This is a genomic window from Glaciimonas sp. GG7 (assembly GCF_052976905.1).
Genome location: NZ_JBRIIQ010000117.1, coordinates 1 through 11,712, shown reverse-complemented (window position 1 = coordinate 11,712; position 11,712 = coordinate 1). Strand labels below are relative to the sequence as shown.

The 11,712-nt window shown below is 50.9% G+C and carries 11 protein-coding genes and 2 pseudogenes; 5 read left to right on the top strand and 8 right to left on the bottom strand.

From position 1 onward, the window contains the following. The 6 genes from ACVBEF_RS18690 to ACVBEF_RS18665 all read right to left on the bottom strand — a co-directional run. Window positions 1–1,245, bottom strand: a 1,245-nt coding sequence (locus ACVBEF_RS18690) for an MFS transporter (RefSeq protein WP_447125429.1), incomplete at its 3' end; no start/stop codon positions are given. Between the two features lie 57 nt (window positions 1,246–1,302). After that, complete coding sequence (gene otnC / locus ACVBEF_RS18685; protein ID WP_447125428.1) at window positions 1,303–1,950, bottom strand: 3-oxo-tetronate 4-phosphate decarboxylase; 648 nt, start codon at window positions 1,948–1,950, stop codon at window positions 1,303–1,305. Then, window positions 1,947–3,236, bottom strand: a complete 1,290-nt coding sequence (otnK, locus tag ACVBEF_RS18680; protein ID WP_447125427.1) for a 3-oxo-tetronate kinase — start codon at window positions 3,234–3,236, stop codon at window positions 1,947–1,949. Before otnK ends, otnC begins: the two co-directional genes overlap by 4 nt. Further along, a complete protein-coding gene (ltnD, locus tag ACVBEF_RS18675) occupies window positions 3,233–4,123 on the bottom strand; it encodes an L-threonate dehydrogenase (RefSeq protein WP_447125426.1) in 891 nt (296 codons plus the stop codon). The genes otnK and ltnD overlap by 4 nt, the downstream gene beginning before the upstream one ends. Continuing rightward, entirely contained in the window at window positions 4,120–4,896 is a 777-nt protein-coding gene (locus ACVBEF_RS18670; RefSeq protein ID WP_447125425.1) for a FadR/GntR family transcriptional regulator, read from the bottom strand. Before ACVBEF_RS18670 ends, ltnD begins: the two co-directional genes overlap by 4 nt. A 333-nt stretch (window positions 4,897–5,229) precedes the next feature. Continuing rightward, window positions 5,230–6,681, bottom strand: a complete 1,452-nt coding sequence (locus tag ACVBEF_RS18665) for an ankyrin repeat domain-containing protein (RefSeq protein ID WP_447125424.1) — start codon at window positions 6,679–6,681, stop codon at window positions 5,230–5,232. Between the two features lie 94 nt (window positions 6,682–6,775). On the opposite strand from ACVBEF_RS18665, the gene ACVBEF_RS18660 reads away from it, so the two are divergent. After that, on the top strand, window positions 6,776–7,036 hold the full coding sequence (locus ACVBEF_RS18660) for a hypothetical protein (RefSeq protein WP_447125423.1): 261 nt from the start codon (window positions 6,776–6,778) through the stop codon (window positions 7,034–7,036). A gap of 139 nt (window positions 7,037–7,175) precedes the next feature. On the opposite strand, the pseudogene ACVBEF_RS18655 reads toward ACVBEF_RS18660, so the two are convergent. Together ACVBEF_RS18655 and ACVBEF_RS18650 are read right to left on the bottom strand one after the other, a co-directional pair. After that, window positions 7,176–7,304, bottom strand: a pseudogene (locus ACVBEF_RS18655) (hypothetical protein); the annotation flags it as partial. A gap of 536 nt (window positions 7,305–7,840) precedes the next feature. Continuing rightward, window positions 7,841–8,635: a hypothetical protein gene (locus ACVBEF_RS18650; protein WP_447125422.1), complete on the bottom strand. Its 795-nt coding sequence runs from the start codon at window positions 8,633–8,635 to the stop codon at window positions 7,841–7,843. A gap of 442 nt (window positions 8,636–9,077) precedes the next feature. Between ACVBEF_RS18650 and ACVBEF_RS18645 the strand changes: the two genes are divergently transcribed. The 4 genes and pseudogenes from ACVBEF_RS18645 to ACVBEF_RS18630 all read left to right on the top strand — a co-directional run. Continuing rightward, window positions 9,078–9,857 (top strand): transporter substrate-binding domain-containing protein, encoded by a 780-nt coding sequence (locus ACVBEF_RS18645; protein WP_447125421.1) that lies wholly within the window; start codon window positions 9,078–9,080, stop codon window positions 9,855–9,857. Window positions 9,858–9,876: 19 nt separating this feature from the next. Next, a complete protein-coding gene (locus tag ACVBEF_RS18640) occupies window positions 9,877–10,596 on the top strand; it encodes an amino acid ABC transporter permease (protein WP_447125420.1) in 720 nt (239 codons plus the stop codon). Beyond that, window positions 10,593–11,249, top strand: a complete 657-nt coding sequence (locus tag ACVBEF_RS18635) for an amino acid ABC transporter permease (RefSeq protein ID WP_447125419.1) — start codon at window positions 10,593–10,595, stop codon at window positions 11,247–11,249. Before ACVBEF_RS18640 ends, ACVBEF_RS18635 begins: the two co-directional genes overlap by 4 nt. Next, window positions 11,230–11,661: pseudogene (locus ACVBEF_RS18630) on the top strand (amino acid ABC transporter ATP-binding protein); the annotation flags it as partial. The gene ACVBEF_RS18635 and the pseudogene ACVBEF_RS18630, both read left to right, overlap by 20 nt. Window positions 11,662–11,712 lie beyond the last annotated feature (51 nt).

Below are 11,712 nucleotides of genomic sequence, written 5' to 3'. Positions count from 1 at the left end.
ACTCTGATTACTAAGCGTCGTATCCTTCAACCACCCCACCAAAAACGGACTAACAAACCCCGCCAGATTCCCCACAGAATTAATCACAGCAATCCCCGCCGCCGCGCCAGTGCCTGACAAAAACGCGGTCGGCAACGACCAAAACAACGGCGAACAAGTCAGCACCCCAATAGCCGCAAACGACAAAAAGATAATCGCAATCACGGTATTGTCAGCAACCAGCGCCGAGACCACAAACCCAACCGCTCCAAGCAACGCAGGCAACATCAAATGCCAGCGCCGCTCACGCAACCGATCCGAACTACGCCCGATCAAAATCATCGCCACAACAGCACACAGATAAGGAATCGCGCTAACCAACCCAATATTGAGCGCACCTTCAACGCCCGAAGCCTTCACCAGCGTGGGCAACCAAAAGCTCAAGCCATACTGCCCCATGACGATACAAAAATAGATAAAACACATATGCCAAATCCGCACGTCTTTAAACACACCGCCGGTCGATTTCGGACTGACGTTATCTTTCTGATCAGCGACGACAGCCGCCTCCAGAAAATCTTTTTCTGCGGTACTTAACCAAGTCGCTGCACGGATATTGTTATCCATCACAAACAGCACCGCGATACCAATCAAGATCGCAGGCACCGCTTCAACCACAAACATCCATTGCCAGCCGTTCCAGCCGTTGACACCGTTATAGGTCTGCATGATCCAGCCCGATAAAGGGTTGCCGATAATGCCCGACAAGGGAATCGCGGCCATAAACACGGCCACCACTTTGGCACGCCGATTTGATGGAAACCAATAGGTCAGATAGAGAATGATGCCAGGATAAAAACCGGCTTCGGCAAGACCCAGCAGAAAGCGCAGAACATAAAATTGCGTCGGTGTTTGTACCCACACAAAACAGGCTGACAACAACCCCCAGGTAATCATGATGCGGGCGATCCAGATTTTGGCACCGACCCGATTCATGATCAGATTACTGGGCAACTCAAACAAAAAATAGCCGAGAAAAAATATCCCTGCGCCGAGGCCGAAAACGGTTTCGCTAAATCCCAAATCAGCTGACATTTGCAGCTTGGCAAAACCGATATTGACGCGATCCAGATACGCGATGGCGTAACACAACATGATGAATGGCACGAAACGCCAAAACACTTTTGTGTACAGTCCATCGGCATCGATGGGGGTCTTGTCTGGTGGTTTGTTGCCCTGTTTCGCAGGGCTGATGATTGCTGACATTTTGTCTCCGACTTTGGTTTTATAGTGATAAAAAATGATGGAACAGCGCGTTGGTTTTTACCAACTTACGCCGAACCTCGTACACAACGCTTCAATCTCGGCAGCACCAAGCGCCGCCGGTTTTTGCTGCAACATCATCCACAAACGTGCGGTTTCTTCCAACTCCTCCAACACGTAGGCAGCTTGCGCAATACTGTGATGCCAGACCACCGGCCCTAACCTTTCGAGCAAGACCCCGCGCACTGTCGTTGCCAGCAGGCTGACTTGCTGCGCAACGACGGGGTCGCCGGGTAAGGCATAGGGGATCAGGGGGATATGGCCGACTTTCATGACTTGATAAGGGGTAATCGGCGGCAGGACATCATCACGACGCCAGACCCCGGCTAAGGTCAGCGCGACCAGATTGGTGGAATGGGTATGTAATACCGATTGCGCATCTGGATTGTTATCGTAGACGGCGCGATGCAGGGTCAGGGTTTTGGATGGCTGGTCGCCGCTGATCCATTTTCCGGTGAGATCGACCTTGGCAATGTGCGCCGGGTCCAACAACCCTAAACAAGCGTCGGTCGGCGTAATGAGCCAACCATCATCGAGCCGGGCGCTGATGTTGCCGGACGATCCGACGGTGTAATTGCGTTGATACAAACTTGCGCCGACGCGGCAGATTTCTTGGCGCAAGGAGTGTTCTTTGTGTGAGATTGTCATCGTGCATCACCCAGGGCATGCAAGGCTTTTTCGAAGAAATCGACTGAGCCGAAGTTGCCGGACTTGAGGGCTAAGGCTAGCGGTACCGCGCCGATCGAGATTGTGGCCGGTACGCCGGGATCGATCTGTTTGCCGATCCGTAGCGCCGTGACGTTGAGCGCCTGGACGACTGCGCCGGAGGTTTCGCCACCGGCAATCACAAAGCGCCGCACGCCCACCGCAAACAAACCACGGGCGATTTCGGCCAGCGTGGCTTCTATTAACGCACCGGCGCGCTCTACGCCAAGTTCGGCTTGCACCTGCCTGACCTGATCCGGGGTGGTGGTGGCGTAGATCAGCGGCGCTTGTGTGGATAAATGCTGCTGCGCGAATGCCAGCGCCTCGGCCACCACCGGCGCACCGCGTGCGACTTCTAAGGCGTCGATACGGAAGGCGGGACGGGTTTCTTTCCATTTGGCGACTTGGGCATTGGTCGCTTGCGAGGCACTGCCAGCCAGCACTGCCGAGTGGCCGTCTACTGTTGGCAATGTGCTTGCCGCTGCATTGTTGGACGGCGTTAATAATCCGGCCCGGACAAAGTTGCCGGGCAAACCAAGCGCGATGCCGGAGCCGCCGGTGACCAGGGGCATGTCAGCACAGGCCGCGCCGATGGCGTACAAATCGGCGTTTTCCAGCGCATCGACAATGGCGATACGCACGCCTTGCTGCTTTAGCGCCGCGTAGTGCGTTTGCATCGCCGCAACCCCTTGCGCGACCACCGGATACCCGACCAGACCGACCTTGCCCGTCGTTTGCTGTTGCAGCACGCGCACCAGATTGGCGTCGGTCATCGGGGTCAGAGGATGATGTTGCATGCCTGACTCGTTGAGTAACTGGTCGTTGATAAACAAATGCCCGCGATACAAAGTGCGCCCGGTTTCGGGAAACACCGGGCAGGCAATCGTAAACTCCGCGTCCAAAGCGGCTAGCAATGCGTCGGTGACCTGTCCGATATTACCGGCTGCGGTGGAGTCGAAGGTGGAGCAGTATTTGAAGAAAAATTGACGGCAACCTTGCTGCTGCAACCACGCCAGTGCATTAAGCGCATCGGCCACGGCTTCGCTAGCGGGAACTGTGCGCGACTTGAGCGCGACGACGATGGCGTCAACCTCGGTCGGTGCCAGTTCTGGTACGCCGATTGTTTGGACGGTGCGCATGCCTTCGCGCACCAGCATGTTGGCGAGGTCGGTTGCGCCCGTGAAATCGTCAGCGATGCAGCCTAGCAAGGGGTGTGTTGCGCGCATCATTTCGCCACCGGCAAGGTGATGCCTGGAAAAATTTTAATCACGGCGGAATCATCTTCAGCGCCATAGCCAGCGGTGGAGGCCATCATGAACATCTGATGCGCCGCCGCTGATAGCGGTAACGGAAATTTGCTGGCGCGGGCGGTGTCGAGCACCAGCCCGAGATCCTTGACGAAAATATCGACGGCGGAGAGCGGCGTGTAGTCGGCCTTCAAAATATGTGGCACGCGGTTCTCAAACATCCAGGAGTTGCCTGCGCTGTTGGTGATGACTTCGTAGAGCGCATCGGGATCGACGCCTTCGCGCATGCCCAGCGCCATGGCTTCGGCAGCGGCGGCGATGTGGACACCGGCTAACAATTGATTGATGACTTTGACCTTGGAGCCGATGCCGTGGGCGTCGCCTAGTCGATAGACTTTACCGGCAATGGCGGCCAACACCGGCTCGGCTTTGGCGTAGGCGGCGGCGGGTCCCGATATCATCATCGTCATTGCACCGGCGTTGGCACGCGCAGCACCGCCGGATAAGGGGCCGTCGAGCATCAGCAATTGTTGCGCGGCTAATCGTGCGCCCAATGCGACGGCAAAGTCTGGCGCGACGGTGGCGCTGGCAATGACCAGACTGCCGGGCTGCATGGCGGCGGCGGCACCGTTTTCACCGAATAAAACCTGCTCGGTTTGTGCGGCATTGACGACGACGGTGATGACGACATCGCACACGGCACCCAGCGCGGCTGGTGTGTTGCAGGCTTTTCCGCCCTCTTCGACAAACTGCGCAAGCACGGCTGGGCGCAAGTCGCAGGCGTGGGTAGAAATTCCTGCGCGCAACAACGACCGGGCAACGCCCAGGCCCATTGCACCGAGGCCGATTACTCCTACATTGATAGTCATTTTTTATCCTGTTTAGTTAATTTTTTAGCGGCACTTTTGACGCTATTTTTGCTGACTGACAAAGAGGCGTCTGTACCCTGCGCCAAGCGCCGCGCCGCGTTGAACATGTGTGTCTGCGCTGCATTGCGCGCACTGAGTGCATCGCCAGCGGTGATGGCAGCGGCGATGGCAGCATGTTCCTCATAGACTTGCCGCATAAAATCATCGCGACGTGCCTCGTTGGCGCGGGTAACGACGGTGGCGTCTTCGAGATATTGGTTTAAGAACGCTAGCGTTTGCAGCAGATAAGGATTGCCCGTAGCTTCAGCGATGCTACGGTGAAACATCATGTCGGCCTTGACGCCATCGCCACCGGCCACGACATCGGCCTCGATCCCACGCAAAGCCTTTTCAATCGCTTTCAATTGGCGCGGCGTACGGCGCAATGCTGCCAGCGCGGCAACTTCGGCATCAATGGCGCGCCGCAACTCGACTATTTGCAATACAGCAGTGGCCGATGATGCCTGGTCAAACTGAATGCGCAGGGGCCGCAAATGACCCTGCTCGCTGACATACACCCCGCTGCCCTGACGCGGCTCGACCACGCCTTCATTCTTTAAACGAGAAATCGCCTCCCTCACTACGGTGCGGCTAACGCCGTACTCCTCTGACAGCAGTGGCTCGGTGGGTAGTTTTGTGCCGGGACCGTATTGACCGCTTTCGATTTTTTGGAGAAGTTCTTGCGCTACGGTATCACTGAGGGAGGCACGGTTAGCGGCTAGTTTTTTGAACATGGTATCTCAATGATTATTTTCATAATATAACCATATCATCATATGACTTTTAGAAAAAATCAAGTGAAGTAGAAGTTATTCTTTAGTGCCGGCTCAAGCGGCACTAAAGTGGTGAACTAGTGTTGGGGTGCCTGTTGAGCACCATATTAGCGTCCTCAACAGGTAACGGTGATGATGATAAATCATGGCCCACCTGCAATCGGTTCAGATACCCTATGTTCAAGAACGTAACTTTGCATCAAGACCAGCCGAATCAAGAATCGATTCGATGCTTGATTGCAGCGCGGGTTGTGTGATCATGCAATTGATTAATCATGTTAACTCTCCCCGTAATCAATTTTTTTCAATTTTTTTAATAAAATCCTGATACGTAACATCAATAGACATCAGCGTTCGACAGACGTCATGCCAATCACTCGAACGATTTTTCAGAGTATTGCCGTCGGGATGATGGCTTGATGATTGCAGCAACGGATTCTTATTAACGGATGCATACCTTACAGAATCAGTAGTGGGTAGATGGCTTGTACCTGGGATTACCGCCTTATTTAAAACAGGGGCTTTAAAAGGTTCTTTGGTAACGTCTTTGCGCTCACTACGCAGATGATTGATCCTGGCAATTTGCGTGCTCAAAAGATTACGTAGTAAATTTGCCTGCGCTATCTTGTCTGGTTTGGAGAGAAATCCATTCAATGTTGCACCGTTAAATGGACTTATAGCCCCCCTTTTGTTACCACTATCAGTTTCAATATGGCTCGTATTACGAGCCGGTAGCGGCGCAAGTAAGTTAGTCACAGCACGCTCGGTGGAGGTAAGGCATTTTTGTGCGAAAGCCAATATCGTGGAGGGTGACTCTTGCGCCAGCATTTCCGCATCAATATGCTTATCCATAAAGAGCGTATCGAGAATCTCAGGACGGCCATGTGTAATGTAAATACTACGGTCACTTTCCCCAGGCTCAGATTTTATAGCCTGGTGCAAGACGTCGATAAGGTCGTCGGGCTTGGGAGAGAATTTAGGATCGGCAAGAAGAACCTTTACCATCGCAGAATGACCTTCGCGTGAAGCGCGCTTCAAGGGTGTATCACCCCTTCTGTCTTGTCCAAAACTCGTTTTACCTTCAACATAGGGAGTGGTCTTGGGGTGACTGATCAGAAGTCTGGCGATGTCAGTAGAATTTTTTCCGGCAGCGATCATCAACGGATACTCATTGCCTGCGTTTGGATCAATCTCTGGTCGACTCAGCAATTTTTCCACCGACTTGATATCCCATTTTTCTGTGGCTATTTCCAACGGCGATTGGTGACTACCTGTTTGATTAACGTCAATAGTATTAGCATCAAGTTTGAGCAGAACGTCGATGATATCCGTCTGTTCGAGTTGTATAGCCCGGTTGAGTATTCCCTCTTTTTTTGGATCGGCTCCGCGTGCCAGCAGATTTTTCACCAACTCTGTCGCTCCCCTTTTTGTTGCACATTGCAAAGCTGTATCGCCGTCATGCTTTTGATTAGGATTGGTAGCGTTGTCTTTAAGCAGAAAATTAAAAACATCCATCTGATTATTTTTTAAAGCAACGACCAATACCCCAGAATTTTGATTAGCACCTTGCGCCAGAGCTAGTTCTACTATATCCAGATAGCCATCTTTAGCTGCTGAATCCAAGATACTTTTATGTCCATCAGTTAGCATGTCGATATATTTTTTATCGATATAGGGAATAAGAAGTTTCACTGCATCTCTTAGTTTTGGATGTCCCTTTTTAATGGTTTCGATAGCTTCAGACAAATAAAAAATTTTATCGTAGTCCGTCTGTATCGCCTGAAAATTGGTAAGGATTTCTTTTTGCTCTTGTGGCGTGAGCGTTGATGGATGCTCACTCTTGACTATCGCAGTCGGTTGCGGCGGCGTATTGGGTCCATTTAGCGCAATGCCTGTTTTTTTTATAGATTGCGACAGTAAACCTGGAGAAGCCGGTGTCGATGTCGTCGATGTCGTCGATGTCGCCGATGTCGCCGATGTCGCCGATGTCGCCGATGTCGCCGATGTCAATCCCCTGTCGTCAGTATTGAACCCATATGAAAAATTTTGCGCCACAGGCGATTGTATTACTGCCTCGGTTTGGCGCGATGGAGGGGTATAGCCAAAAGATACTGCTGGGGGTATTTTATAAATAGTCATAGAAAGATGATGTATTGAATCGAAATGTTGAGTCGCCAGGTCAGAATGACAAAGCGCACGATAGCAAATTCCCATAAGCCAATCATCCACACTTTACCTAATTACGAGCACTCGGATTGACGCCATCTCAAGCCTTCATTCTTCAACCGAAAAATCGCCTTCCGCATCACGGTGCGACTGATACCATACTCATCTGACAGCATTGGTTCGGTGCGCAGTTTTACACCGGGAACGCATTCATCACTTTCGACTTATTGGAGGCACTCTTGCGCGACGGTATTGCGGAGGGAGATACGGTTAGCGGCTAATTTTTTGCATATTGTGTTGGTTTAACCTGGAAACGGCAGTTGGACCGGCACGAGTGTGCGGTTTCCCGGCTTTCTAGGTAAGCGCGACGACGCGGCAGACTGCATTCTGCAAGGAGGAGCAACTACCTGCGAGACGGAAAAGCGTGTAATCGTGCCGGTAGCCTCCATTCTGGTTCGTTACATTTAGCACAAAAAAATGGTCATCCCGGCTTTCGCTGAGATGACCATTTTTTATGAGGATTACGCACATCATCAGGTTGCAGGCAACGCCATCGATCGCGTTTATATTAGGGTGTGTTGACATGTGGAATTGGTAAAGCACCAAAAAGCCGTTCGGACTGAGTAAGCACAAAGTGCCGTATCGAAGAATCGCAGACGCATGCAACTACTTCAATACGCTCTGACGGGCTACTCAGTACGAATCGATTTTCTTAACATAAAATGTCAACACACACTAGTTAAGAATTATTTCCATTCATATTTTTTGGCGGTACGAAGCTAACCTTACCTGATCCAATAGTTCCATGTAATTGAAAGTCGACCGCCTTAATAGGGTTGAAGTCGGGCAGTTTTCGAGATTGCTTTCCGTTGGGGCCTGGAGGATTTAATTGTTGTAATTTATCTTCAAAGATTTGATTCAATTGATTCGTGAGCAGTTGATTACGCGCTTTGATGATTTTGCGATGACTGCGATTAGATGATTTCGCTTCCAATTTATTATCGTTATCGGGCGTCACACTCAATCTGGAATAATTGGCAGGTCTTCCGTGAACCATTCTTTGCAGGTATGAAATAGCGTTAGAAAATCTACCAGCTGGTTTGTTCACCGTTTGGGAAGGAACTTCAATATCTGTGGTTTCATTTTTTGACATACTCAGTTCAACAGAGGGCTTCGTGATTGTCGATATTGGCTGCAATGGTGTGTTGCTATTTTTGAGTGAAGCAGCATCATGGAGGCCGGCATATTGCACCACTACTGGTTTGTAGGGTACCGGCTCAATCTTGCCTTTATCGTCTATCGTGACAAAATAGGAAGCCTTGATTACCAAAACAGTATCGGGTCTGTTTTTTATATGCGATGGTGCGTTCGTGAGCGCCGAGCATGATGCGCTGGTTAATTTTTCCAAAGATGAATAACTGCCAGCAATACCGCTTATAAGGCGTGAAGGTGTTCCTTTATTTTGTAGCGGTGGATTGGAATTGACGTATGACGTTGATGCTGAAGGTGAACTTTTAAAAATTGGTAGGTGCATGATGTGTACTCAACAGTTATAAGGATTGTGTGACGGATGTACTGACTTCTTCGTTTGTAACCACGCGTTGCGATAACGGCGTACATGATATTTCTGTTGGAGGTACAAAATAGGAATAGAAAAATCTATTTTTAACTACAGAAAATACTGATAAGTCAGGCCGCATCATTGTTTAGATAAGGGCGCCCCGACGCAGGCAGTACGACATCAATCTCGATAACACTATCTTCCGCTGATCCTCCACTCCCCTTTTTAGTGAGTTTTTATCACGTAAATTGCGCCAATCTGGTGAGAGCCAGGCCATCCGGGTTGCGACACCCTGACTCAGCATTGCTGGCATACGACTTGCTCAATAATTTATTAATTAGCTTACTTATTAATCTATTCAATAAGCAGCATTCGGCAAGTCGTCTTCACTTATCCCAGCTAATGGAGTTCCAACATGAAATTTTTCAACATCCTGCTCGCCCTGTGTGCGGCGGCGGCCATTGCTACTACTGCTGCACACGCTGATGCACTCGATCAAATCGTCAAAAGCGGCGTGCTGAAAGTGGCCGTGCCGCAGGATTTTCCGCCGTTTGGATCGGTTACCAGCGAACTCACGCCGCAAGGTTTGGATATTGATGTTGCTGCGTTGATTGCCAAAAAAATGGGCGTCAAGCTGGAACTGATTCCAGTCACTAGCGCTAACCGTGTGCCTTATTTGCAGACTAAAAAAGTCGATTTGATTATTTCAAGTCTGGGTAAAAATCCAGAGCGTGAAAAAGTGATCGACTTCAGCGCCCCTTATGCACCGTTTTATAACGGCGTATTTGGTGGTGCTGACCAAAAAGTGAGTAGCGTAGCTGATCTGGCGGGTAAGACCGTGGGCGTCACGCGCGGTGCGGTTGAGGATCTGGAGTTGTCCAAAATGGTTCCTGCGACCACCACGATCAAACGCTATGAAGACAATAACGGGACCATCAGCGCCTTCCTCTCCGGTCAGGTGCAATTAGTGGCGACGGGTAACGTGGTTGCAGCGGCGATCATTGCCAGGAATCCACCGCGTAAACCTGAAACCAAATTTCTGATAAAAGATTCGCCATGTTCCATTGGTCTGAATAAGGATGAGAAGCCGTTGCTCGATAAGGTCAATACGATTCTTGCCATGACTAAAAAAGATGGCGAATTAAATGCCATTAGCGTGAAGTGGCTGGGTCTGCCATTGCCTGCCAATCTGTAGACGAAAACGGTAGACGGACATGCGTTATCACTTCGATTTTTTAGCGCCCTTTGACTATACCGCCGTGCTCGTTAAAGGCGTGTTGATCACGGTGGAGTTGATCGCCATTGGTGGCGTGCTGGGTGTCACGCTCGGTATTTTTTGTGCATGGGCGCGCACGCAAGGGCCGCGCTGGTTGCTGCCTTTTGTGAGCGCTTATGTTGAGCTCATTCGCAATACGCCGTTTTTGATACAGCTATTTTTTATCTTTTTCGGCCTGCCGGGCGTGGGTATCCATATCAGTGAAATGCAGGCCGCAACGCTGGCGATGGTGATTAATCTGGGAGCGTATAGCAGCGAAATCATACGCGCCGGGGTCAACGCGATTGCACCCGGTCAGATTGAGGCGGGGTTGAGTCTGGCGATGACCAGGATGCAGATTTTTCGGCATATTATTTTGCCGCCTGCGCTGCAAAAAATCTGGCCGGCGTTATCTAGCCAGATGGTGATCGTGATGCTGGGATCGGCTGTGTGTTCGCAAATTGCGGTGGAAGAACTGGCGTATGCGGCTAACTTTATTCAGGGCCGTAACTTTCGTTCGTTTGAGGCATATTTATTGTCTACGGCGATTTATTTAGTGCTGGCGATCGGCTTACGGCAATTGTTGCGCTTGATTGGTCATGGGCTTTTCGGTCGTAAGGCCGTCCGTGCTGTGAGTACCGTACCAGCAGTCAGTAGTGTTTCGGGGAGCGCGGCATGATTTCGTTTTCGCTGTGGGATATCGTGCGCAATCTTTTGCTGGCGCTGCGCTGGACGGTGTTGCTGTCGCTGGCGGCGTTTGTGATGGGCGGTGTGCTTGGGCTGATTATTTTATTTTTACGCACCTCTAAACAAGCCTGGCTGCGGCGCATGACCATACTGTATATCGAGTTATTTCAGGGAACGCCCTTGCTGATGCAGTTGTTTCTGGTGTTTTTTGGCCTGGCGTTATTTGGTTTGGAGGTCCCGGCGTGGCTGGCGGCCACGGTGGCGTTGACTTGCTGGAGCAGCGCGTATCTGGCGGAAATCTGGCGCGGCTGTGTTGAGGCGATTCCACGCGGTCAGTGGGAGGCGTCATCTTGTCTGGCGATGAATTATTTCCAGCAAATGCGCCATGTCATTTTGCCGCAGGCATGGAGGATCGGCATTGCGCCTACCGTTGGTTTTAGTGTGCAAATCGTGAAAGGGACGGCGGTGACGTCGATCATCGGTTTTGTTGAGCTGTCGAAGGCGGGGACCATGATTACTAACGCGACCTTTCAACCGTTCACCGTGTATGCGCTCGTTGCGCTGATGTATTTTGCGCTGTGCTGGCCACTGTCTACATATAGTCAATCTCTGGAAAGAAGATGCAATGCCACTCATCGCAATTGATAACGTCAAAAAAAGCTTCGGCGATAATCAGGTTTTAAAAGGTATCCGGCTTGATGTCGAACCGGGCGAAGTCATTGCCATCATCGGCAAAAGCGGGTCTGGCAAGAGTACCTTGCTGCGTTGTATTAACGGACTGGAATCGATAGACGAAGGCAGTATCAGCGTGGCCGGATCGCATCTGGGGACGTCGGAGATCGAATTGCGGGCATTGCGCTTGAAGGTCGGGATGATCTTTCAGCAGTTCAATCTGTTTCCGCATTTGAGCGTGGGGCGCAATATTATGCTCTCGCCAATGATAGTAAAGGGCGTATCAGAAAAAGGGGCGCAGGTATTAGCGCAAGAAAATCTGGCAAGGGTTGGTCTTGCGGAAAAATTTAACGCTTACCCGGATCAACTCTCGGGCGGTCAGCAATCGATTCGTGCTCGATGAACCGGGCGCTTAGAGAAGCTATCACCGACTGCC

Bases quoted from the DNA above. Each gene is read 5' to 3' on its own strand.
- ltnD (WP_447125426.1), bottom strand. From the start codon at position 4,123: ATGACTATCAATGTAGGAGTAATCGGCCTCGGTGCAATGGGCCTGGGC.
- ACVBEF_RS18645 (WP_447125421.1), top strand. From the start codon at position 9,078: ATGAAATTTTTCAACATCCTGCTCGCCCTGTGTGCGGCGGCGGCCATT.
- otnK (WP_447125427.1), bottom strand. From the start codon at position 3,236: ATGATGCGCGCAACACACCCCTTGCTAGGCTGCATCGCTGACGATTTC.
- ACVBEF_RS18650 (WP_447125422.1), bottom strand. From the start codon at position 8,635: ATGCACCTACCAATTTTTAAAAGTTCACCTTCAGCATCAACGTCATAC.
- ACVBEF_RS18635 (WP_447125419.1), top strand. From the start codon at position 10,593: ATGATTTCGTTTTCGCTGTGGGATATCGTGCGCAATCTTTTGCTGGCG.
- otnC (WP_447125428.1), bottom strand. From the start codon at position 1,950: ATGACAATCTCACACAAAGAACACTCCTTGCGCCAAGAAATCTGCCGC.
- ACVBEF_RS18640 (WP_447125420.1), top strand. From the start codon at position 9,877: ATGCGTTATCACTTCGATTTTTTAGCGCCCTTTGACTATACCGCCGTG.
- ACVBEF_RS18670 (WP_447125425.1), bottom strand. From the start codon at position 4,896: ATGTTCAAAAAACTAGCCGCTAACCGTGCCTCCCTCAGTGATACCGTA.